Source organism: Streptomyces sp. NRRL S-1022 (genome assembly GCF_000720135.1).
Lineage (GTDB): Bacteria > Actinomycetota > Actinomycetes > Streptomycetales > Streptomycetaceae > Streptomyces.
This window is the reverse complement of the sequence record NZ_JOIU01000039.1, coordinates 19,215-41,710: the sequence shown is the minus strand read 5'-3', so window position 1 is coordinate 41,710 and position 22,496 is coordinate 19,215. Positions and strand designations below refer to the sequence as shown.

Here is a 22,496-nt window from a genome sequence, read left to right as displayed (position 1 = left end):
CACCCCCACCGCTGGGGACCCGTGGCCACGGGCGGCTTCCCGGCCCGCCCTGACCACCGACACCTGACCACCCCCGGCACCCGGCCGACGGACGGAGTCCGGGTGCGGCTGGTAGCGGGGGCGTCGGGGGAGTGGTCAGCCGCGGGTGACCATCGCCTCGATGCCGGCGATCAGGAGGTCCAGGGCGAAGGTGAAGTCGCGGTCCAGCATCTCGCCCACCGTGTCACCGCCCCGTGCAGCCATCAGGTCCTTGGACTCCTTCATCACGTCGGCGGTGCCGGGGACCTCGTCCACCATGGACATGGCCTGCTCGAAGTACTCCTCCGGGGAGAGCCCGGTGTCCGCGATCCGGGCCTGGAAGTGCCCCTCGATCGTGCCGAAGCCGTACACGAACTGGAAGACGGCCGAGATCGCCCCGGTCACCCCGTGCGCCGGCAGCCCCGCCCGGCGGACGACCCGCTGGACCACGCGCGAGAACGCGAGCGCGTTCGGGCCGATGTTCAGGAAGCGCCCGGCCAGCGGGGACAGCCAGGGATGCCGGACCAGCAGCCCCCGGTACGCGACGGCCAGCGCCCGCAGCTGCTCGCGCCAGTCCCCGTCCGCCTGGTCCGCGTCCGGCAGCCGCAGCTCGGCGTACGTCGCGTCCAGGGCGAGTTCGAGCAGGTCGTCCTTGGTGTCGACGTACCAGTACAGGGACATCGCGGTGACGTTCAGCTCGGCCGCCAGCCGCCGCATGGAGAACTTGGCGAGCCCCTCCGCGTCCAGCAGCCGTACGGACGCCTCGGTGATCCGCTCCCGGTCGAGCCCGGACGGCTGCCCGCTGCGCCCGCCGCGCCGGACCCTGCCCTCCCGCCACACACTGTCCCGCGCCGACCGACCTGCCTGCTTCGTCACCGGCGGCCCTTCCTCGTTTGCGCTCACTGTCCCAACCTAGGGGCGCGAGGAACTGCGCGACCAGCCACAACGCACCCGCTCTCGCCCACTACCCCGTCCCCCGGGCCGCTAGGCGGACACCCGCTCCGCCCGCCGGAGCAATCCGGCCGCCAGGAACCCCCCGACGAGCACCGCGCCGGCCCCCACCAGCTGCCCCGCGCCCAGTGCGGCGGACAACGACTCCCCCGACGCCACGGAAGAGCTGAGCACAGCGCCCAGCACGGCGACACCCAGCCCGTTCCCGAACTCGGCCAGCGTTCCGCTGATACCGGCCCCCACCCCCGCCTTCTCCGGAGGGATCGCGCTCATGATGGCGTGCGCCATCGCCGGATTCGCCACCGCGCACCCCGCACCGATCAGCAGCAGCCCGAGCAGCGTCCCCGCATACCCCCCGCTGTCCACCTCGGCGATGGACACCAGACCCCCGGCCATGCAGATCATGCCGAGCGCGATCGACGCCGGCGTGCCCAGCCGCGCCGACCACTTCGCCGACAGCCCGCTGAAGTTGAGCACCACCACCGTCAGCGCCAGCGGGGCGGTGCGCAGCCCGGCCTCCAGCGGCGCGTAGCCGAGGACGAACTGCAGGTGCTGCGTCAGCAGGAACAGCGCGCCGCCCATGCCGAACACGATGAGCACGGCCCCGGCGACCGCACCCGTGAACCGCCGGTCCCGGAAGAAGTGGATGTCGAGCATCGGCTCCTCGGCCCTGCTCTCCCACCGGGCGAAGGCACCCAGCGCCAGCACCGCCACGGCCGCCGTGGCGAGCACCCGCGCCGACGTCCAGCCGTGGCCCGGTCCGGAGATGATCGCGTAGACGAGCGCGGCCATGCCGATGGTGGACAGCACCGCTCCCGGCAGGTCCGGGCGGTCGCCGCGCGGGTTCTTGGACTCGGGGACGAGGACCACCACGGCGACCAGGCCCAGCGCCGCGACCGGAAGGTTGATCAGGAAGATCGCGCCCCACCAGAAGTGGTCGAGCACGAAGCCCCCGATCAGCGGGCCGCCGGCGAAGCCGAGCGCGTTGACCGCGCTCCAGATGCCGATCGCCTTCGGCTGCTCCTCGGGGGAGAAGATCTGCATGGCCACGGCCAGCGTGGTGGTCATCAGCAGCGCGCCGCCGACGCCCATGCCGGCCCGCGCGGCGATCAGCTGGGAGGTGCCGCCGGCGAGTCCGGCGACGAGCGAGCCGACGCCGAACAGGGCGAGCCCGGTGATCAGCATCTTCTTGCGGCCGTAGCGGTCGGCGGCGCTGCCGGCGGTGAGCAGCAGACCGGACTGCACCAGGGAGTACGCGTTGATCATCCACTGGATGTCGGAGGTCCTCGCGTGCAGTTCGCGGGTGAGCGAGGGGATGGCCACGTTCAGGACGGTGTTGTCGAGCAGCACGGTGAGCTGCGCGAGACAGATGACGCCGAGGATCAGCCAGCGCTGGGGATGGCCTTGGGATGTCGACATGCCGTACACCGTATAGCGAACGCTATACGGTGTACAACGCGTTGCCCCGTCGCCTCAGTCGCTCGCCTTCCGTGTGAGGTCGTAGAACGTGGCCGATCCCACCGTCACCTTCGTGAAGGTGCTCTGGACCCAGGAGCTGATCCGGGAGGCCGTACCGCTGTTGCCGCCGCCGCCCATGCCGCCGCCGGCGATGAAGTAGTGGATCCTGCCCTCCGCGACGTACTTCTTGAACTGCGCCGGTGTCGGGGAGGGGTCGGTGCCGTTGAAGCCGCCGATCGCCATGACCGGGTCACCGGTGGCGAGCTGGTAACTGGCCGCGTTCTGGGAACCGACGGAAGCGGCGACCCAGGTGTACGACCCGGCGTCCTCCTCCAGCAGCTTCCTGGCCTCGGAGGTCACGCGGGCGCCGTTCAGCAGGCCGCCGGCGCCCCCGGCGCCACCGCGCTCGCCCATCGGGCCGCCACCGGGAAAGCCGTTGCCGGTGCCGGTGCCGTTCTGCTGCCCCGGCTGCCCCTGCCGGCCGTTCTGCCCGCCCGGCACGCCACCGCCGGGGAAACCTCCGCCCGGGAAACCGTTGCCCGGCTGGTTCTGCTGACCCTGCTGCCCCTGCCGGCCGTTCTGCCCGCCCGGCACGCCGCCGCCGAAGCCACCCCGCATACCGCCACCGCCACCGGGACCGCCGCCCCGGCCGCCCATGGCCCCGGCAACCGCCGGACCGGCCGTGACGATCGAACCGGTGTGGCCCTCCTGGAGCGTGCTCAGGGTGTACGCCGTCGGGCCGGCCAGCGCGGCCGCGAGGCCCACCGCCGCCGCCCCGAGGGCCAGTTGCCGGGCGAGCCGGCCGGCGAAGACCAGGCCGAGCGCCGCGACCAGCCCGCCGACCAGGACCAGCCACTTCAGCCAGGGCAGGTAGTCGGGGGTGCGGTTGAGCAGGACGTACCCCCAGGCCGCCGCCGCGACCACGGACCCGGCGAGCGTGATCGACGCCCACGGCTCGCGCCGCCGCTCCCACAGCAGCCCGGCGCCCATGCCGACGACGACCGCGAGGTAGGGGGCGAGGGCCACGGTGTAGTACTGGTGGAAGATCCCCGCCATGTAGCTGAAGACCGCCATGGTCGTCAGCAGCGAGCCGCCCCAGACCAGGAACGCGGCGCGGGTGACGGACGTCCTGCGCAGCCTGCGCGTGGCCACCAGGCCGGCGGCGAGCAGGATCAGCGCCGCCGGCAGCAGCCAGGAGATCTGGCCGCCGACCTCGGAGTCGAACATCCGGTTCCAGCCGGTCTCGCCCCACATGCCGGTGCCGCCACCGCCGCCACCGCCGCCCACGCTGCCGGTCTCCTCGCCGTTGAGCCGGCCGAGCCCGTTGTAGCCGAAGGTCAGCTCCAGGAAGCTGTTGTTCTGCGAACCGCCGATGTACGGCCGCGAGGAGGCCGGCCACAGTTCGACGACCGCGACCCACCAGCCGCCGGACACGACCAGCGCGAGCGTCGCCGCCGCCAGCTGCCCGAACCGCTTCCGCAACGACACCGGCGCGCACACCGCGTACACGATCGCCGGCGCCGGCAGGATCAGGAACGCCTGGAGCGTCTTGGCGAGGAACGCGAAACCGATCGCGACCCCGGCCCACACCAGCCACTTCGTCCGGCCGTCCTCCACGGCCCGGACGACGAGGTAGCAGGCCACGGACATCAGCAGGGCCAGCAGGGCGTCCGGGTTGTTGAACCGGAACATGAGCGCCGCGACGGGCGTGAGCGCGAGCACCGCACCCGCGATCAGACCGGCGGCGGGGCTGAACCGGCGGCGCACGGCCGCGTACACGACGGCGACGGTCGCCACGCCCATCAGCACCTCGGGCGCGAGGATCGCCCACGAGTGGAGGCCGAAGATCCGCACCGACAGCGCCATCGGCCACAGCGCGGCCGGCGGCTTGTCGACGGTGATGGCGTTGCCCGCGTCCAGCGAGCCGAAGAAGAACGCCTTCCAGGACGCGCTGCCCGCCTGGACGGCCGCCGAGTAGAAGGAGTTGGCGTAGCCGGAGGCGCTCAGGTCGTACAGGTAGAGCAGCAGGGTGGCGGCCAGCAGGCCGAGCAGGGCCGGGCGGGCCCAGCGTGGGTCCTCGGGCCGGCCCCGCCACATGCGGCGCGGGAACGGCAGCCCGGCCTCCCCGGCCCCGGGGGCGTGCGGGGGCGCGGTCGGGGGCGGCCCCCAGACGGTCGTACCGGTCATCGGGCGTCCTCCGGGTCGGTGTCGTGAGGGTGCACCGGCTGCAACCGCATGGTGGCGTCGGTGGTGCCCCTCCAGGTGTCGTCCGCGGCTTCACCGGCGCGGAAACGGGTGGTCGGGTACGGCTGTCCGGACGGCTCTCCGGACGGCCGCGCGGACGTCCGCTGCTGGTACGGCACCGGGCGGTGCGGCAGCGGGGCGTGCGGCGCCGTGGGCCGGTACGCCGGCGCGGACGGGGTGTGCGCGGCGGGCACCGGGGCCGGCGCGGCCTCCCCGCGGTCCGGGAAGACCCAGGCGCGGAAGAGCAGGAAGCGCAGCACGGTCGCCGCCAGGTTGGCCGCGATCAGCACCGCCAGCTCGGTCGAGTGGGCCGGGCTGCCGCCCGCCGCGTCCAGGGCGGCGAGCGAACCGCTGGTCAGGGCGAGGCCGATACCGAAGACGACCAGGCCCTGCGCCTGGTGCCGGACCGCGCCGCCCCGGCCGCGCACGCCGAAGGTGAGCCGGCGGTTGGCGGCCGTGTTGGCCACCGCGGAGACCAGCAGCGCGAGCGCGTTGGCGGGCTGCGAGCCGGCGAACTGCCGGAACGCGCTGTACAGCAGCAGGTAGAAGAGGGTGGACAGGGCGCCGACCACGCAGAAGCCGACCAGCTGGCGGGCGAGGCCCCCCGGCACGTCGGTCAGGTCGCGGTCGCGCGGATCGTCACCGAAGGGCCGGGTCAGCCGGTCCAGCGGCAGCGAGCCGGTGGCCAGTGCCCTGCCGACCCGCCACACGCCCCTGAGGTCGTCGGCGGCCGTCTTCACGATGTGCACGGTGGAGTCCGGGTCGTCCACCCAGTCGACCGGCACCTCGTGTATCCGCAGGCCCGCCCGCTCGGCCAGCACCAGCATCTCGGTGTCGAAGAACCAGCCGGTGTCCTCCACCAGCGGCAGCAGCACCTGCGCCACATCGCGCCGGATCGCCTTGAAGCCGCACTGCGCGTCCGAGAAGCGGGCCTGGAGCGAACCGCGCAGGATCAGGTTGTAGGCCCGGCTGATGAACTCCCGCTTGGGGCCGCGCACGACCCGGGAGGCGCGGGCCAGCCGGGAGCCGATCGCCAGGTCGGAGTGGCCGGATATCAGCGGCGCCACCAGCGGCAGCAGGGCGTTGAGGCCGGTGGACAGGTCGACGTCCATGTAGGCGAGGACCGGCGCCTCGGACGCGGACCACACCGTCCGCAGCGCCCGCCCCCGCCCCTTCTGCTCCAGGCGGACGTGGGCGACCTCGGGGATCTCCGCCTCCAGCCGCGCCGCCACCAGCGGGGTGGTGTCCGTTGAGGCGTTGTCCGCGATCGTGATGCGGAACGCGTACGGGAAGGTGCGCGTGAGGTGCTCGTGCAGTCTGCGGACGCACGGCTGGAGGTCTTTCTCCTCGTTGTACACGGGGATCACTACGTCCAGGACAGGCGTTCCGGCGTCTGTGGCCGGGAGGTGCTCCCGCGCCGGCAGGGTGCCGGGAGAAGAGTCGGTTCGCATGCCCCGACTCTCGTCAGGCGCCCTGTCGCACCCATGTGGTGGCCCTGTGCTGTGCCTGTGAGTCCGGCCGCCGGCTCATCCCCGGTTCCGGCCGGGGAGCCGCCGGGCCGGACGCGGGCAGGTGCACGGTGAACACCGTGCGGCCGGGCACGCTGTCCACGGTCACGGCACCGCCGTGCGCGGCGGCCACGGCCTGCACGATGGCGAGCCCGAGCCCCGTGGAACCGGTGGCCCGGGACCGCGCCGAGTCGCCCCGGGCGAACCGCTCGAAGACGTGCGGCAACAGCTCCGCCGGGATGCCCGGCCCGTCGTCCTCCACGTCCACGCACATCCACGGCCCGCGCCGCTGCACGCGCGCGGTGACGGTCGTACCGGGCGGGGTGTGGTTGCGCGCGTTGCCCAGCAGGTTGACCAGCACCTGCTGGAGCCGGGCCGCGTCCGCCGACACCGGCGCCGGCTCGTCGGGCAGATCGAGCCGCCAGATGTGGCCCATGCCGGCCGCGCGGGCGTCGCTGACGGTGTCCACGACCAGCGGGATGAGGTCGGTCTGCTCGAACTGCAACGGCCTTCCGGCGTCCAGCCGGGCGAGCAGCAGCAGGTCCTCCACGAGCAGGGTCATCCGCCCGGCCTCGGACTCGATCCGCCCGAGGGCGTGCCGGGTGTCCGGCCCGACCTGCTCGCGCCCGCGCCGGGTCAGCTCCGCGTACCCGCGGATGGAGGCGAGGGGCGTGCGCAGCTCATGGCTGGCGTCGGCGACGAACTGCCGTACCCGCGTCTCGCTCTGTTGCCGGGAGTGCAGGGCGCCGTGCACGTGGTCGAGCATGCGGTTGAGCGCGGCACCGACCCGGCCGACCTCGGTGTGCGGATCGCACTCCGCCTCCGGCACCCGCTCGCTGAGGTTCACCTCGCCGGTGTGCAGGGGGAGTTCGGAGACCCGGGTGGCGGTGGCGGCGACCTTGCGCAGGGGGCGGGTGGCGAGGCCGACCAGCACGTACCCGGCGATCCCGGCGGCGACGAGACCGGCGGCGGTGACGCTGACCTCGACGAGGATCAGGGTGCTGATCGTGTTGCCGACCGTCTCGGTCGGCAGGCCCACGTAGTAGGTGCCCCCGTCTCCGACGACATACCGCACGAGGTACTCGCCCAGGCCCGGGACGACGACGGTGTGCGTGCCCGTGGTGGGCACCTTGTCCAGGGCGGCCTTCTGCTCGTCGCCCAGGACGACGGCGTCGTTGCGCTGGAACGGGCCGTCGTCGGTGGAGGCCTGCCTCGCGATGACGGCCCGGGTGACCGTGCCGTCGGTGCCGACCTCGGCGGCGATGGTCTTCGGCTGCGTCGGCCCCCTGACGAAGCCCGTGAGCCGGTCCGTCAGCCCGGAGTCGTCCAGCCCGCCGGGCTTCATACGGCCCGACAGGCGCTTGCCCGCCTCCCCCACCTGCCCGTCCAGCTGGTCGTACAGGTGCGAGCGCAGCGCCAGCGTGGTGACCGTACCGATCACGGCGCACACCACGGCGATCAGCGTCACGGACGCGACGACGAGCCGGGTCCGCAGGGTGCGCGGCTGTCCGGCCCGTCGCTTCGGCCGTTTCCGCGGACGCGGCCGTCGTCGTCCGCTCATGACACGGCAGGCTTGATCAGATAACCGGCCCCGCGCCGGGTGTGGATCATCGGCTCCCGTCCGGCGTCTATCTTCCGCCGCAGATAGGAGATGTACAGCTCGACCACGTTGGCCTGCCCGCCGAAGTCGTACGACCACACGCGGTCCAGGATCTGCGCCTTGCTGAGCACCCGCCGGGGGTTGCGCATGAGGAAGCGCAGCAGCTCGAACTCGGTCGCGGTGAGGTGGATGGACTCCCCGGCCCGCGAGACCTCGTGACTGTCCTCGTCCAGGGTCAGGTCCCCGACGACGAGCACGGAGTCCGACCGCCGGTCGGCCGCCCCGGAGCGCCGGATCAGCCCGCGCAGCCGCGCGACGACCTCCTCCAGGCTGAACGGCTTGGTGACGTAGTCGTCGCCGCCCGCGGTGAGCCCGGCGATACGGTCCTCCACCGCGTCCTTGGCGGTAAGGAAGAGGACGGGCACGTCGGGTAGTTCGCGGCGCAGCCGCCCGAGGACGGCGAGCCCGTCCATGTCGGGCAGCATCATGTCGAGCACGACGGCGTCGGGCCGGAACTCGCGGGCCGTCCGGACGGCCCCCTGCCCGTCCCCCGCACTCCTGATCTGCCAGCCCTCGTAGCGAAGAGCCATGCTCAGCAGCTCGGTGATCGACGGCTCGTCGTCCACCACAAGCACTCGGACGGGGCTCCCGTCCGGCCTCAGCAGTTCGGTGCGCCCCTGGGGCGAGGTCGTGGTCATGGTGGCCACCCTGTCGGGGTCCTCTGAGAACACGCTTTCACGTATCTGTGAATCCCCTGAGAAACACACAGGCGGCTCTCAGCGAACCCCCGGGTCAGAACAAGCCGTCCGGCTCCCGCCTGAACTCCCTTACGGGAAAGCCGCATCCGGCGTCCGCCTGCCCCGGCGGCACCAGCTCCCAGCCGGTCATCAGCCGGGTGTCCAGCACGACGACCCCGCGACCGCCGACCGCCAGATGGAGATCGGGCCCGGCCGCGGCGACCAGTTCCCCGCCCACACCCGCACCGGGCACCAGCTCCACGACCTCGCCGAAGGCCCCCGGCCCCTCACCGATCCCGAAAACCCCTGTGTGGTCCGCGACTTCGCAGGGCTCCGGCCGCAGGGACTCCGGCCACCCGGCCAGCGCGACGGCCCGCGCGTGCAGCTCCCGCACCTCGGCGGCCCGCTCCTCCCGAGTCGCCGGCAGGGCCGCCCGCACCAACCGCTTCTCGGCGTACGCGATCCGGTCCGGCACCCGCAGCGCGGCCCGCAGCAGTTCCTCGGTGCGCCGGGCGGCCATCAGCGGGCCGGTGCCCAGCCAGCTGAAGCACACGGCCCCCTGCTCCAGCAGCCGCGCCGGACCCCGCTCGACGGCGGTGATGCCGACCTTCACCATGCCCGGCCCGAACCACGCCAGGTACACGCGGTACGGCCGGGGATCGTCGGCGATCGTGTCGGCGGCCACGGAGTGCGCCCGGTCCAGCCGCGCGCACTCCTCGCACCGGGCCCCCGTACTCCGCCCCGGTACGACCGCCCCCACCGCACAGGCGTGCCCCCGCGCCCCCACGCACCAGCGCACGCCCCCCTCCGGCACGGCGAAAGCGATCCGCTTCCCCCGGGGCAGCGCACTGCGCCGCCCGCCGCTCCACTCCAGCACCGGACCACCGTCCGCCGACCAGCGCAGCCCCGAGCATTTCCACACCTGTGCCATCACTCGTGAGGGTAGGGGGTGGGTCTGACAATGGATGCGGGCGACGAGGGGGAGTACGGTGTGCGAGGGCCCGAAGCCGCAACCTTGTTTTGCGGCTTCGGGCCCTCTTCAGCCGGTCCGCTACGGCAGCACGTACACCGGGGTGCCCCCGGCCCCCAGCCCCGTCTGCCGCATGCAGCCCCGCTTGATCAGCATCCGCACGCAGTCGTGGACCCGGTCGAGCGTGAGCCCCGTCCGGTCCGCGACCTCCTCCAGCCGGCAGTGCACCGGCCCGCGCACCAGCCCGGGGGCCAGACAGGCGGCCACGGCGTGCACGTCCTCGGTCACGACGAGGTTCTTCGCCCGCCAGCCGGCGAGGAGCTGCTGGGGGGTCAGGACGGGGTGGCCGGCCGCCGGGGGCCGCAGCCGGTCGGCGATGAGATCGAGGGTGTCGGCGATCCGGCCGAGCACGTCGTGCACACCGCCTACGCGGTCGGTGAGGGCACCCAGGTGGTCGTTGGCCCGGCCGAGGTGGTCGGTGGCCCGGCCGAGGTGTTCGCTGGTGCGGCCGAGGTGCTCGCTGGTGTGGCCGAGGTGCTGGTTGGCTTCGCGCATCCGCTCGATCCGCTCGATCTGCGCGACCGCCAGCTCCTCGTCCGCCCGGATGTTCCGCTCCTCCAGCCGGACGATCGCGTCGGCGACCTGCCGGGGCACGAGGTAGGCGGTGGTGCCGTCGGCAGCGGGCTGTACCGGGGCGGGGTCGAGGGAGTAGAAGCCATCGCGCTGGACGGTCTCGATGACCTCGCAGACCCAGGTCTTGAAGGGCTGGCACTCGGGCTTGGTGCAGCCGTTGACAAGCGCGATCAGGCCGCGGAGATTCACCATCCGCATCGACTTCTTGAGCCTGTGACCTGCAATTTTGCGCAAGGCGTCTGCTCCATAGACGCTTCGTGCAAGATCCTCAAGCGACTGCTGGAAGTCCGGTGCAACATGCCACAACAAGGCTTGTCGCGTGTTCGCGTATCCCAGATGCACCGCCACATCCACCGCCGGGAACCAGTGCTCCCCCGTCGGCGTGGTCAGCCTCCGCACCCGCGCCCCCGTGGCCGCGAACACGAAGTCGTTGATGTCGATCGCGTCCTGCCCCTGTCCCGTCGGCTGCTCCGGCGGGGTGTCGTTCTGCTCGTGCATCGAGCATCACCTCCACCCCGGAAGCTAGGGTCGGCGATCGGCAACTGCCGTTCGAAGAAAGCTCGTTCACCCGATAGGGGACAGAGGGATCGATTCGGCAGGAACCGTACCCGGCGCCGGGGCGGAAAAGGGCTGGCCGGTCCGCTGACCACGCTGGTAGCTTCCACCTGCCCGTGACCCCGGCCGAGGAGGTGAGACCCATGAACGCTGTACCGACGTGGGTGCTCCCCCTTCCCGTCACGGCCTGGCGATCGACGTAGGTGTCGCCGGGAGCGCCCGACAACAAGGCACTCCCGAAGGGCAACACCTGTGCACTCTCTGCGATTCACCGCCGATTCCTCGTCGGACGGCATGCGCGAACGCGACTTCACCGTGGGCGACGTACCCGGAGTCCTCTGGTCACCGGCTTCCGGTGCCGGACGCGCGCCCCTGGTCCTGATGGGCCACGGCGGCGGCAACCACAAGAAGTCGCCCGCGATGACCGGCCGCGCCCGGCTCCTGGTGACCGGCTGCGGATTCCACGTCGCCGTCATCGACGCGCCGGGCCACGGCGAACGCCCCCGCACACCGCACGACGACCAGGAGATCGCCATGATGCGGCAGGCGATGGCGGCGGGCGAGCCGGCCGGCCCGGTCATCGTCCGCTACAACGCCCACCTGGCGGAGCGCGCCGTGCCCGAGTGGCAGGCGACGCTGGACGCCCTCCAGCGGCTCCCGGAGATCGGCGCCGACGGGCCGGTCGGCTACTGGGGCATCAACATGGGCACCGCGATCGGAGTACCGCTCGTCGCGCGCGAACCCAGGATCACGGCCGCGGTCTTCGGCCAGCACTGGCCCGACGTCCTGGCCGAGCCGGCGAGGCGGATCACCGTCCCGATCGAGTTCGACATGCAGTGGGACGACGAGCACATCCCCCGCGAGGCCGGTCTCGCGCTGTTCGACGCCTTCGCCTCGAAGGAGAAGACGCTGCACGCCAACGCGGGCACCCACAAGCAACTCCCGAGGTTCGAGGCCGCCAGCGCGACCCGCTTCTTCGCCCGCCACCTGATCTGACCCCGCCCCGCCGCCCAGCCGGCACCTGAAACGCGAGGGGCCCCGGGAGCAACCTCCCGGGGCCCGTGACGTCCTCAGCTCACAGCGCCGGCGTCAGTGGTCGTTGACCCACGAGTGGTCGATGGTCTTGTCGACCGTTGCGCCGCCCCACATGGACACGCCGATCTTGGCGCCCTCCGGCAGGTTGTACACCCCGCCGTACTCGGCGTCGCGGACCGAATGGGCGTAGTCCTCCATCGCCCAGAGCGTGTAGCGCGCCTGGCCGAGGCGAGCGAACCTGCAGCCTCGTGCTCACAGGTCAGCCGAGATACGGCCGCTCACGGTGCTCCAGGAAGTGAAGGATCCGCAGCCGCTGCGTGTGGTGCATCGGCAGTTGATCGATCTTCTCCGGCTGGACGAACCGCAGCTCCGTGGACTCGTCCGAGATCGCGAGCCGGCCCCCGATCACACGGGCGGTGAAGCAGACGTTGACCTGTCTGCGCACCTCACCGTCCGAGTAGGCGATGACGTGACGCCAGGCTGTTCGGCTCCGGTGCCGCCGGGTCGTCGTAGTACTCGGTCCGCGCCATGGTCACCCTTCTCGTACCGGCGTCGCGGTTTCCGAGACCGCGTCGAAGCTGCCGGCGTAGGTGTCGAACATGCCGCCCTTTCCGCTGCGCCGGAGATGCCACACGGGAGCACCGTAGGCGTTCACGCCCCAGACATGGGCGTTGACCAGTGACTGGTCATCCGCACGACAGATCGAGTTGTAGAGCGTGGTGGCATGGGTGCGCATCCTGATGCCACGTACCTCGGCAAGGGGGCGGTAGTCCAAACGCAAGAGGCCCCGGATCTCTCCGGGGCCTCTTGCTCTGTGTGCACTCGGCAGGATTCGAACCTGCAACCTTCTGATCCGTAGTCAGATGCTCTATCCGTTAAGCTACGAGTGCTTGTTCATTTGTTGTCTTCGCTCCCGGCCCTTTCGGCCCGCTCGCGGCGACAGGAAGAACATTACATGACTGCCGCCGTCATGTGAAATCCGATCCGCACACCCCTTGTGACCTGCGAAAACGTCCAGGACGGGGGGAGAACGACGAAGCCCCGGTCCTGGGGACCGGGGCTTCGTGTGGGGCGGAGGCGGAGGGATTTGAACCCTCGATGGGCTTTAAGGCCCAAACCGCATTAGCAGTGCGGCGCCATAGACCGGACTAGGCGACGCCTCCAGCACAACCGCTCACGCGAGCGCGCGAATGGTGCGTGCAGATGATGACACAGGCAAGCGCCGCGTCACCAATCGCCCCCCACGGTACTAGGCAGGCGGGCCGCAGGGCAAAGGGCTTCGCCGGGCGGGGCGGGAAGGGACCGGAGGCAAAAGGGGGAGCCCGGCGCAACGTCTCGGCGGGAGCGGCGTTGGACCGGGCATGGTCTCTGTACTGCCGGGCGCCGGGCGGCGCCTCCTGTGGGCGTCGCTCTGCGCCGCCGCGTCCCTCGTCCCGCTCACCGCCACCGCCGTACCCGCCGCCGCGGCCCGCGCGCTGCCGCCGCCGGTGCGGCCGGAGGACGCGCCCGATCACCTCACCGTCGTGGTCCGGCACGCCGGGGCGGGCCGGGACGGGACGTACGAGGTGTCCTGCCATCCCGCCGCCGGCCGGCATCCGGACGCCGCCGGGGCCTGCCGGCTGCTCGACGAGCACACCCGGTGGGGCCGGGACCCCTTCGCGCCCGTGCCCTCCGGCACGACCTGCACCATGCTCTACGGCGGCCCGGCCACCGCCCGGGTCACCGGGATCTGGGCCGGTCGCCCGGTCGACGCCACGTACGACCGCAGCAACGGGTGCGAGATCGGGCGGTGGGACCGGATGGTGCCCCTGCTGCCGAAGCCGGGCGGCCCGGTGTAGGGCCGGGACACGGGTCCGCGGGGGGTGCGTGGCGGACGCATTGGTTCCGTAAAGGTCCGGCGGAGGAGTCGGGGAGCGGACCGTGCGGTCACGCGTTCGCCGTCACTTCCTCGTGGGACCTCCCTCTCATCCGGCGCCGCGAGCGCAACCCGTGCCCTTAGACTCCCTCGCGTGACACGTCGCGGGCCGGTTGGCAAGATGGCCCGAGCGGTCGGCAAAGTGCGGTAACAGGGAGGAAGGCGACTCGTGAGCAGCAGGCCATCCCGAGGCGCTGCTCGCCTCGCAGCCATACTCGACGCGCTGCCTGACGCGTTGGTCCTGGTCAACGCCAACGGAACGGTCGTCAACGCCAACACCATCGCGCTGGAGGCCTTCGAGGCGCCCGGCACGGCTCTCGTGGGGCGTGGGCTGCTCGATCTGCTGCCCGAATTCGACTCCCGGCTGATCCCCGGGTCGATGCGGCGGCCCGATCACATGGATCCGACGGGCCGGACCAAACCCACCCGGATGGTCGCGCGGCGGACCGACGGGACCGAGTTCCCGGTCGAGGTCACCAGCGCGAACCTGGAGAACGGGCAGCAGGCGTACGACGGTTACGGCTACACCGGCGACGAGCTGCTCATGATCGTGGTCCGGGACCTGTCCGGGACCGTGGACACCGAGGCCGAGCTGGCCCGCTCGCAGCGGCAGACCGAGATGATCCTGCGGGCGGCCTCGGAAGGCGTCGTCGGCACCGACACCGACGGGCGGATCGTGCTCGTCAATCCGGCCGCCGCCCAGATCCTGGGGTACCGGGCCGGTGAGCTGGGCGGCAAGGAGCTGCACACGCTGGTGCTGCACTCCCGTGCCGACGGCTCCCCCTTCCCGTACGACGAGTCGCCGCTCGCCGACACCCTGCGCTCCGGGCGCAAGCACCGGGTGCGCGGGCAGGTGCTGTGGTCCAAGGGCGACAAGAGGGTGCCGGTCGACCTGACCACCGCGCCGGTGCGGGACGGGGACCAGCTCGTCGGCGCCGTGATGACCTTCACCGACCGGCGGCCGTACGACGCCCTGGCCGAGGAGAAGGCCGCGCTGGAGAAGGCGCACGCCAAAGAGCTGGAGCGGCTCTCCGAGGAGCACGCCTCCGACCTGACCGCGCTGCGCCAGCAGCACGTCACCGAGGTCGAGGAGCTGCGCGAGGAGCACGCGGAGGAGCTGGCCGCGGGCGAGGAGCGGTACGCCTCCCTGGCCGAGCGGGAGAAGGACCGGTACGAGGCGCTCGCCGGGCGGCACGAGCAGCTGCTCACCCTGCTCGGCGAGTCGCTGCGCGGGCCGCTGGACGAGCTGCGCCGCGAGCTGTCCGCGCTCGCCGCCGACGACGCCGGTCAGCTGTGGCCCGAGGCCAACCAGGTACTGCACCACCTCTCCGCCGGGTACGCGCGGATCACGACCCTGATCGACAACGTGCTCGGCTACCAGCGGCTGGACGCGGGCAGCGAGGACATCACCCGTACGAAGGTGATGCTGGACGCCGTCGTCGCCGCCGGTGTGGACGGGGCCGTCGAGCTGATCGGGCCGGGACGCGTGCAGTTCGCCGTCCACGCCCCGCCCATCGAGGCCGAGGTCGACCCGCAGCGGCTCGCCACCGCGCTCGCGCACCTCGTCGCCGATGTCGCCGGGGTCGACGCCACCGGCAACACGCCCGTCTCGGCGGGCGGTTATCTGGACAACACCGTCGTCGTGGCCGCCGCGCAGCGCGGCGAGGTCGCGCGCATCGAGGTGCGCGGGCCGTACGCCGGCGGGGACCCGGTGCACGAGCCGATCGTGCGCGGGATCGTGCGCGCCCACGGAGGCGTGCTGCAGACGCACGAGGTGCCGGGCATGAGCGGCAGCGCGTACGTGCTGGAGGTGCCGCTCGGCGGCGGGGCGGGCGCGGTCGCGGCCGACGCCCCCGGCGCGGCGCTGGTCCCGGGCGGCGCGGAGGGCGCCACGGACGACTCCGGCGCGGCCGGGCAGGCCGGCGCGGGCGGCCGGCGGCGGGCCCGGCGGCCCTCGACGGACGCCTTCCTGGACGGTGACGCGGCCGGCGCCGGTGACGCCGGTGAGGCGGAGGCGCCGGTACCGACCGGGCGGCGCCGGCGGCGGGCCGGGGCGCCCGCCGAGGAGGCCGCCGTGGTTCCGGCCGAGGCCCCGGAGGGCGCGTCCGGCGGGACCGGGCGGCGCCGCGGGCGGCCCGCCGAGATCGGCGCCGGCGGTGCCGGTGACGGCGGTGACGGCGAGGGCGTTGCCGAGGGTGCCGTGATGACCGCGGCTGAGCAGAGCGCGGGGGCCGCCGCCGCGGGGACGGGACTCGGTGGCACCGTGCCGCCGCAGGGCGTGCCCGCGCCCACGGGCCGGCGGGCCCGCCGCGACACCGACGCGCCGCAGGCCGCCCTGCCCCCGGCCCTTCCCGCGGCCGGCGGCGAGCCGGCACCGGGCGCGCAGGCCGGTGCGGCGCAGGAGGGCGAGACGGGCGGCGCGCAGCCGGGCGGACGGCGCCGGCGGGCGCTGGCCGCCGCTGCGGAGCGCGCCGCGGCGCAGGACGCGGGCGCGCGTACGGTCTTCGCCCTGCCGCCGGCCGAGGCCGACCGGACCGCGGCCGGTGCCGGGCCGGTGAACGACGCGGCCCCCGCCATGGGGCCGGCCGTGCCGGTGACGCCGGGTGCGAGCGCGTCCGCGGGGCCGGACGCCGGTGTTCCCGGGGCTCCGGCTGCCGGTGCGCCGTCCGTCCCGGGACCGGGTACGGCTGCCGACGCGGGGCCGCACGCCGGTCCGGCGGCCGGTGCCGGGCCGCTGCCCGGCCGGGTGCAGGTGCCCGCGCAGATGCCGGTGTCCGCCGGGGGGCTCCCGGGTGACGAGGGCCGGCACGACGCCGTACCGCTCGACCAGGCCGGGGACCACACCCCGCCGCAGCCGCATCCCACCAGCGCCCCGACCGGCCGACGGCGCCGGGCCGTGGCCCAGCCGGCCGAGACCGCGCAGCCGGTGGCGCCGGGAGCCGGGCCCGGACAGACCCCGTCGCAGCCCCTTCCGGCGCCGGCCGCTCCCGGCCGGGCCCCGCAGGGCACGGCCGTACCGCCGACTCCCGGCGGCCAGCCGGCACCCGGCGTTCCGTCGCCCGGCGTCCCGGCGCAGGGCACGGCCGGACCGGGCATCGCCGTCCAGGCGGGTCCCGCCCCCGTGGTTCCCGGTGCGCAGCCCGGTGCCGCCGTTCCGGGCCAGGCGGCCGTACCCGCGCAGGGCACCGCCCCACAGTCCGCCCCCGCCGCGCCGGTCCAGGCGGCCGTGCCCGCGCAGGGCGCGGCCCCGCAGTCCCCCGCCGCCGCACAGCCCGGCACCCCGGCCGCCGCCGGCACCCCGGTGGCCGCCCCGGGTGCGCTGCCGTTGCCCGCCGAGGCCGGGGCCGGGCAGGTGCCCGCGGGCTCGCAGGGCGCGCCGGCCGTGCCGCCCGGCGGCACCCCGGCGGCCGGTGCCCCGCAGCAGTGGCCCGGCGCCGGTGACGCCGCCGGCACCCCGCTCCGCCCCGGGGCCAACGGGGTCGGCGGGGCCGCCGTACCGGCCGCGCAGCCGTTGCCCGCGCAGGCCGCCGGCGGGGTGCCGGTCGACCCGGACTCGACGCAGGGACGGGCGATCAGCGTGCGCACGCTCGGGCAGGGTGTGCCGTTCGCGCGGCAGGCCGCCCAGGTACAGCAGCCGACGGCCACCCCGCCGCCGCACGCGCCGGGCGGTTCCGGCCGGCGCCGCAAGCTGGGCACGCCCCCCGACCCGGCCACCCGCCCGGAGCCGCAGCCGCAGCCGCAGGCGGCCCGGCCGCACCCGCCGGCCGAACCGGCACCCGCGCGGCCGTCCCTCGGCGGACAGCCGTCCCTCGGAGGTCAGGCGCCGCTCGCGGGGCAGCCGGCGGTGGCGCAGCCCGCGCCGGCCGGCCCGGTGCCCGGGGCGCAGCCCTCGCTCGGCGGGCAGTCACGGCCGGCCGCGGGCACCGAGGGGGCCGGGCGGTCGTACGCCATAGGCGCTCCGGAGCCCGACGCCGCCGAGGGGCCGGAGCCGCTGGACGGTCCCGGCGGGGCCGTGGAGGTGGCCGACACCCCGCGTCCGCAGCCGCTGGACGACGAGCTGCCCCCGGAGCCGCTGGACAACCCGCGCCGGCTGCTGGTGTGGCCGGCGCCGGACGTGACGACCCAGCAGGCGCTGAGCGACCGTGGCTACCGGCCGGTGATCGTGCACTCGCGCGAGGAGGTCGACGCGCAGATCGCGGCCTTCCCCGCCGCGCTGTTCGTGGACCCGCTGACCGGGCCCATCACGCGGACCGCGCTGCAGTCGCTGCGCCAGGCCGCGGTGGCCGCCGAGGTGCCGGTGCTGGTCACGGCCGGGCTGGGGCAGGCGACGCGCGAGGCGGCGTACGGCGCCGATCCCGCCGTCCTGCTGAAGGCGCTGGCGCCGCGGGACAGCGAGCAGCATCCGCCGCGGGTGCTGCTCATCGAGGAGCACGCGGAGATCGCGCTGGCGCTGACCTCGACGCTGGAGCGGCGCGGGATGCAGGTGGCGCGGGCCGCGAACGACAACGACGCGGTGACGCTGGCGGGGCAGTTCCGGCCGAACCTGGTGGTGATGGACCTGATGCAGGTGCACCGCCGGCGGGCCGGGATCGTGGACTGGCTGCGGGCGAACGGGCAGCTCAACCGCACCCCGCTGGTCGTCTACACGGCCGCGGTCGACCCGGCCGACCTGCCGCGGCTGGCCTCGGGCGAGACGGTGCTGTTCCCCGCGGAGCGGTCCACCAGCACCGAGGTGCAGTCGCGGATCGTGGACCTGCTGGCCCGGATCGGCACGAACTAGGCGGCGACTGCCGTCAGCGGGCGACCAGCCTGCGGGCCGCCTCCTTGACGGAGGCCCGCAGGCGGTCCTGGTCGGAGTCCCGCGTACCGGCGAGGATGCGCCGCATCTGCGGGACCACGGCCATCCAGTTGGTCAGCGCGGTGATCAGGATCAGCAGGTCGCCGGCCGGGATGGCGTCCGTGATGACGCCCCGGGCCTGGCCGTCCTCCAGCGCGGCGACCTTGCGGGCGTAGTGGTCCTGGCGGGCCGGCTCGTCGGGGAGTTCGGCGCTGCCGTACTCGATGCCCTCCCAGAAGAGCAGGCGCAGCAGTTCGGGGTGGGTGGCGTGGTAGTCGAGCAGGCGGTCCACCCAGCCCTCGATGTCGTCGGGGTCGACGGGTACGGCCGCCGCCAGGCCGACCATGCAGGTGCCGAGGACCTTGCTGAACAGCTCCGCCTTGTTGCCGAAGTAGGCGTAGATCAGCTGCTTGTTGGCCTTGGCCTCGGCGGCGATGCGGTCGATGCGGGCGCCCGCGATGCCGTGGCGGGCGAACTCGGCGACGGCCGCGTCGAAGATGCGGGCCTTGGTGGCCTCGGGGTCCCTCACTGGTGCCATGAGGACAGGGTAGGTCGGTCGACGGGCGATAACCAACTGGTTGGTTGACTGGGAATGCCGGGGCGGTGCACCCTGTTGGAGAGTTTCAACCAACCAGTTAGTTGTGCGAGTCGGCTCTAAGGAGTGCCTCCCCCCATGCCGTCAGCCACCAGCACCCGCCGAGCGCCCGGGGTCCGGATACCCGCCCGCGACGGGTCCGCCTCCGGCACCCTCTTCCTCCTGCTCATCGCCGTCTGCACCGCCGTCACGGCCGCGAACATCTATCTCGCGGCCCCGCTGCTGCCGCTGATCGCCCACGACTTCGGCACCGTCCCCGCGGCCGTGGCCTGGATCGCCTCGGTGGCCCAGCTCGGCTACGCGGCCGGTCTGCTCTTCTTCGCCCCGCTCGGCGACCGCGTCGACCGCCGTCCGCTGGTCGCCTGGCTCTCCGTGGCCACCACGGTGGCACTGCTCGTCGCGGCCGTCGCCCCGGGCACCGCGGCCCTGGCCGCCGCCGTGTTCGTCGCCGCCGCGGCGACGGTCGTACCGCAGCTGCTCGTGCCGCTGGTCGCCGCGCGCGCCCCGGCCGACCGGCGCGCCCGGCATGTCGCGGCCGTCATCGCCGGGCTGTTCACCGGCATCGTCGCGGCCCGCGTGCTCGGCGGGCTCGCCGGGCAGGCCTTCGGCTGGCGTTGGGTGTTCGCCGGGTCCGCCGTGCTGACCCTCGCCCTGGGGCTGGCCACCGCGGCGGCACTGCCGGCCGAGCGGCGGGTGCGGCAGGGCGGGCTGTTCTCCGGCATCGCCAAGCTGCCGGGGCTGCTGCGCCGCTCGCCCGACCTGTGGCGGGCGTGCCTGCGGCAGGCGGGGATGTTCGGGGCGTGGAGCGCCCTGTGGACCTCACTGGCGCTGCTGCTGACCGGTCCGCAGTACGGGCTGTCCACCGCGACCGCCGGGCTCTTCGGTCTCTTCGGGCTGACCGCCAGCGCGGTGGCGCCGCTGGCGGGCGGGCTGGTGGACCGGTTCGGGGCCACCCGGGTCGTCGGCGCGGCGTACGTGCTGGCCGCCGTCGCCGTGCCGCTGTTCTGGCTCGGCGGGCAGGTGCTGCCGGCGCTGTTCGCCGCCGCGATCGCGGTCCACGCGGCCCTGGTGGCCTCCCACGTCGCCAACCAGACCCTCGCCCTCACGACGACCTCCACCCCGGCCACCGCCAACACGGCCTACGTCGTCTCCGGCTTCGCCGGCGGCGCCCTCGCCTCGGCCGTGGCAGGCCCCGCCTTCGGCCACTGGGGCTGGTCCGGGGTGTGCGCGGTGGCGGGGCTGTGGCTGATCCTGGGGTGGACCACGACGGTACGGGGCGGGCGCCGCTGACGCCGTACGGCGCCCGGGATTCCTTCCGGCGGGCGGGGCCGGGAGCGCCGGTCGCTCCCGGAACCGGCCCACGGCCCAACGACCCGGTCCGGCAGCACGGTCGCGGATGACGTCGGCGTCCGTGCCGTACATGGTCAGGACCAGGCCCTCGGCAAGGGCAGCCGCCTGCCGGCCGAGTACCTGCCGCCGGACGGCCTGGACGGACCGTCCCCGGCGGCCGGCACCCACGCGCTGCGCGGGGCCCGTCGCCGCCGGCAGGCGGGCCGCCACCGGTCCGGGCGGCAGGCCGCGCGGCCCCCTGGCCGCCCGCGGCGGGCCCGGGAGGCCGGCGGGGGGCGGAGCCGGGTCCGGCCCCCCGCGGTGAAGCCCCCTCAGAGGCGGGTGATGTCCAGCTCGCCCTCCGCGTACTGGCGCCGGAGGACCTTCTTGTCGAACTTGCCCACGCTCGTCTTCGGGACCGACTCGATGACCGTCCAGCGCTCGGGCAGCTGCCACCTGGCGATGCGGCCCTCCTCGGCGAGGAAGGTGCGCAGTGCCGTGAAGTCGGTGGTCGCGCCCGGCCGGAGGACCACCGTGGCCAGCGGCCGCTCGCCCCACTTCTCGTCCGGTACGGCGACCACGGCGGCCTCGGCGACGTCCGGGTGGGACATCAGCGCGTTCTCCAGCTCGACCGAGGAGATCCACTCGCCGCCGGACTTGATGACGTCCTTGGCCCGGTCGGTGAGGGTGAGGAAGCCGTCGGCGGAGATGGTGCCGACGTCCCCGGTCTTCAGCCAGCCGTCCGCGCTGAACTTGTCCGCGGGGCGCAGGGGTTCGGCGCCGGGGCCGTTGTAGTAGGCGCCCGCGATCCACGGCCCGCGCACCTCCAGCTCGCCCGCCGACTCGCCGTCCCAGGGCAGGCGGGCGCCGCCGGGCCCGGTGAGGCGGGCCTCGACGCTCGCCGGGAAGCGGCCCTGGGTGAGCCGGTAGCCGAACTCCTCGTCGGTGCCGACCGCGTGGGCCGGCGGGCGGGCCACCGTGCCCAGCGGGGAGGTCTCCGTCATGCCCCAGGCGTGGCAGACACGCATGCCGAGCTCGTCGAACGCCTCCATGAGGGAGGGCGGACAGGCCGAGCCGCCGATGGTGACCTGGGTGAGCGAGGAGACGTTTCGCGGTCTGGCGTGCAGCTCGCCGAGCAGGCCCTGCCAGATGGTCGGGACGGCCGCCGCGTGGGTGGGCCGCTCGCCCTCGATCATCTCGGCGAGCGGGGCCGGCTGCAGGAACCGGTCCGGCATCAGCATGTTGACGCCGGTCATGAACGTGGCGTGCGGCAGGCCCCAGGCGTTGACGTGGAACTGCGGGACGACGACGAGCGAGGTGTCCTGGTCGGTCAGGCCCATCGACTGGGTCATGTTGACCTGCATGGAGTGCAGGTAGATGGAACGGTGGCTGTACACCACGCCCTTGGGGTCGCCGGTCGTGCCGGAGGTGTAGCACATGGCGGCGGCCTGGCGTTCGTCCAGCTCCGGCCAGTCGTAGTGGGCGGGCCGGCCCGCGATCAGTTCCTCGTACTCGTGGACCCGCGCGCCGGCGCCGGCCAGCGGGGCCCGGTCGCCGGGCCCGGACACGACGATGTGCTCGACCGTGGGCAGCTTCGGCAGCAGCGGCGCGAGCAGCGGGATGAGCGAGCCGTTGACGAGGACGACCTTGTCGGCCGCGTGGTTGACGATCCACACCAGCTGTTCGGCGGGCAGCCGCAGGTTCAGCGTGTGCAGGACGGCGCCCATGGAGGGGATCGCGAAGTACGCCTCGACGTGCTCGGCGTTGTTCCACATGAGCGTGGCCACCCGGTCGTCGCCGGTCACCCCCAGCTCGTCGCGCAGGGCGTGCGCGAGCTGCGCGGCGCGGGTGCCGATCTCGGCGAAGGTGCGCCGGTGCGGTTCTGGATCCCCGGTCCAGGTGGTCACCCGTGAGGAACCGTGGACCGTCGACCCGTGGGTCAGGATCCTGGAGATCAGCAGCGGTACGTCCTGCATCGTGGCCAGCACGGCGTCCTCCCGGGCGACATTGCCTACGCGGTGGTCCTACGCGGTGGTAGGGGTGCGCTGATTCTGCGCACATACCGAGCGGTATGTCACTAGGGGATGGGTCACTGAGCGGTCACGTTGCCG

Annotated in this window: 15 protein-coding genes, 2 tRNA genes and 2 pseudogenes; 4 read left to right on the top strand and 15 right to left on the bottom strand. The window is 73.8% G+C overall.

All coding sequences use genetic code 11. From position 1 onward, the window contains the following. Window positions 1-135: 135 nt before the first annotated feature. The 8 genes from IG05_RS0137700 to IG05_RS0137665 all read right to left on the bottom strand — a co-directional run bounded on the left by IG05_RS0137700 (window position 136) and on the right by IG05_RS0137665 (window position 10,617). A complete protein-coding gene (locus tag IG05_RS0137700; protein WP_030348628.1) occupies window positions 136-894 on the bottom strand; it encodes a TetR/AcrR family transcriptional regulator in 759 nt (252 codons plus the stop codon). Window positions 895-1,002: 108 nt separating this feature from the next. Next, complete coding sequence (locus IG05_RS0137695) at window positions 1,003-2,388, bottom strand: MFS transporter (protein WP_234336190.1); 1,386 nt, start codon at window positions 2,386-2,388, stop codon at window positions 1,003-1,005. Between the two features lie 54 nt (window positions 2,389-2,442). Next, window positions 2,443-4,614, bottom strand: a complete 2,172-nt coding sequence (locus IG05_RS0137690) for a glycosyltransferase family 39 protein (protein WP_199808454.1) — start codon at window positions 4,612-4,614, stop codon at window positions 2,443-2,445. Further along, window positions 4,611-6,122, bottom strand: coding sequence for a bifunctional glycosyltransferase family 2/GtrA family protein (locus IG05_RS0137685; protein ID WP_030348625.1), 1,512 nt, complete (start codon window positions 6,120-6,122; stop codon window positions 4,611-4,613). Before IG05_RS0137685 ends, IG05_RS0137690 begins: the two co-directional genes overlap by 4 nt. 13 nt (window positions 6,123-6,135) lie before the next feature. Further along, a complete protein-coding gene (locus IG05_RS0137680) occupies window positions 6,136-7,740 on the bottom strand; it encodes a sensor histidine kinase (RefSeq protein ID WP_030348624.1) in 1,605 nt (534 codons plus the stop codon). Then, window positions 7,737-8,477, bottom strand: coding sequence for a response regulator transcription factor (locus IG05_RS0137675; RefSeq protein ID WP_199808453.1), 741 nt, complete (start codon window positions 8,475-8,477; stop codon window positions 7,737-7,739). The genes IG05_RS0137680 and IG05_RS0137675 overlap by 4 nt, the downstream gene beginning before the upstream one ends. A gap of 94 nt (window positions 8,478-8,571) precedes the next feature. Beyond that, complete coding sequence (locus IG05_RS0137670) at window positions 8,572-9,447, bottom strand: DUF2797 domain-containing protein (protein ID WP_078894781.1); 876 nt, start codon at window positions 9,445-9,447, stop codon at window positions 8,572-8,574. A 120-nt stretch (window positions 9,448-9,567) separates the two neighbouring features. After that, on the bottom strand, window positions 9,568-10,617 hold the full coding sequence (locus IG05_RS0137665; RefSeq protein ID WP_030348621.1) for a Bro-N domain-containing protein: 1,050 nt from the start codon (window positions 10,615-10,617) through the stop codon (window positions 9,568-9,570). Window positions 10,618-10,926: 309 nt separating this feature from the next. On the opposite strand from IG05_RS0137665, the gene IG05_RS0137660 reads away from it, so the two are divergent. Then, a complete protein-coding gene (locus IG05_RS0137660) occupies window positions 10,927-11,670 on the top strand; it encodes an alpha/beta hydrolase (protein WP_030348620.1) in 744 nt (247 codons plus the stop codon). A 93-nt stretch (window positions 11,671-11,763) separates the two neighbouring features. On the opposite strand, the gene IG05_RS48105 is transcribed toward IG05_RS0137660, so the two are convergent. The 5 genes and pseudogenes from IG05_RS48105 to IG05_RS0137635 form a co-directional block, all read right to left on the bottom strand. After that, the gene (locus tag IG05_RS48105) at window positions 11,764-11,907 is read right to left on the bottom strand and encodes a hypothetical protein (RefSeq protein WP_158839103.1); all 144 of its coding nucleotides are present in this window, start codon (window positions 11,905-11,907) and stop codon (window positions 11,764-11,766) included. Between the two features lie 61 nt (window positions 11,908-11,968). Further along, window positions 11,969-12,184: pseudogene (locus tag IG05_RS0137650) on the bottom strand (DNA mismatch repair protein MutT); the annotation flags it as partial. Window positions 12,185-12,241: 57 nt separating this feature from the next. Beyond that, window positions 12,242-12,493 (bottom strand): annotated as a pseudogene (locus IG05_RS42820) (XRE family transcriptional regulator); the annotation flags it as partial. Between the two features lie 33 nt (window positions 12,494-12,526). Beyond that, window positions 12,527-12,599, bottom strand: a tRNA-Arg gene (locus IG05_RS0137640). Between the two features lie 182 nt (window positions 12,600-12,781). Continuing rightward, window positions 12,782-12,872, bottom strand: a tRNA-Ser gene (locus IG05_RS0137635). A 198-nt stretch (window positions 12,873-13,070) separates the two neighbouring features. Between IG05_RS0137635 and IG05_RS0137630 the strand changes: the two genes are divergently transcribed. Both IG05_RS0137630 and IG05_RS0137625 read left to right on the top strand, forming a co-directional pair. Next, the gene (locus IG05_RS0137630) at window positions 13,071-13,547 is read left to right on the top strand and encodes an SSI family serine proteinase inhibitor (protein WP_030348617.1); all 477 of its coding nucleotides are present in this window, start codon (window positions 13,071-13,073) and stop codon (window positions 13,545-13,547) included. 246 nt (window positions 13,548-13,793) lie between these two features. Then, window positions 13,794-18,404: a PAS domain-containing protein gene (locus IG05_RS0137625; protein WP_078894779.1), complete on the top strand. Its 4,611-nt coding sequence runs from the start codon at window positions 13,794-13,796 to the stop codon at window positions 18,402-18,404. 13 nt (window positions 18,405-18,417) lie between these two features. Here the strand turns inward: IG05_RS0137625 and IG05_RS0137620 are convergent, their stop codons facing one another. Then, on the bottom strand, window positions 18,418-18,999 hold the full coding sequence (locus tag IG05_RS0137620; RefSeq protein WP_030348615.1) for a TetR family transcriptional regulator: 582 nt from the start codon (window positions 18,997-18,999) through the stop codon (window positions 18,418-18,420). A 135-nt stretch (window positions 19,000-19,134) separates the two neighbouring features. Here IG05_RS0137620 and IG05_RS0137615 point away from each other — a divergent pair, with 135 nt between their 5' ends. Continuing rightward, window positions 19,135-20,346 carry an MFS transporter gene (locus IG05_RS0137615; RefSeq protein ID WP_030348614.1) on the top strand — a complete coding sequence of 404 codons (1,212 nt, stop codon included), beginning with the start codon at window positions 19,135-19,137 and terminating at the stop codon, window positions 20,344-20,346. Between the two features lie 371 nt (window positions 20,347-20,717). On the opposite strand, the gene IG05_RS0137610 is transcribed toward IG05_RS0137615, so the two are convergent. After that, window positions 20,718-22,373 carry a long-chain fatty acid--CoA ligase gene (locus tag IG05_RS0137610; protein WP_030348613.1) on the bottom strand — a complete coding sequence of 552 codons (1,656 nt, stop codon included), beginning with the start codon at window positions 22,371-22,373 and terminating at the stop codon, window positions 20,718-20,720. Window positions 22,374-22,496 lie beyond the last annotated feature (123 nt).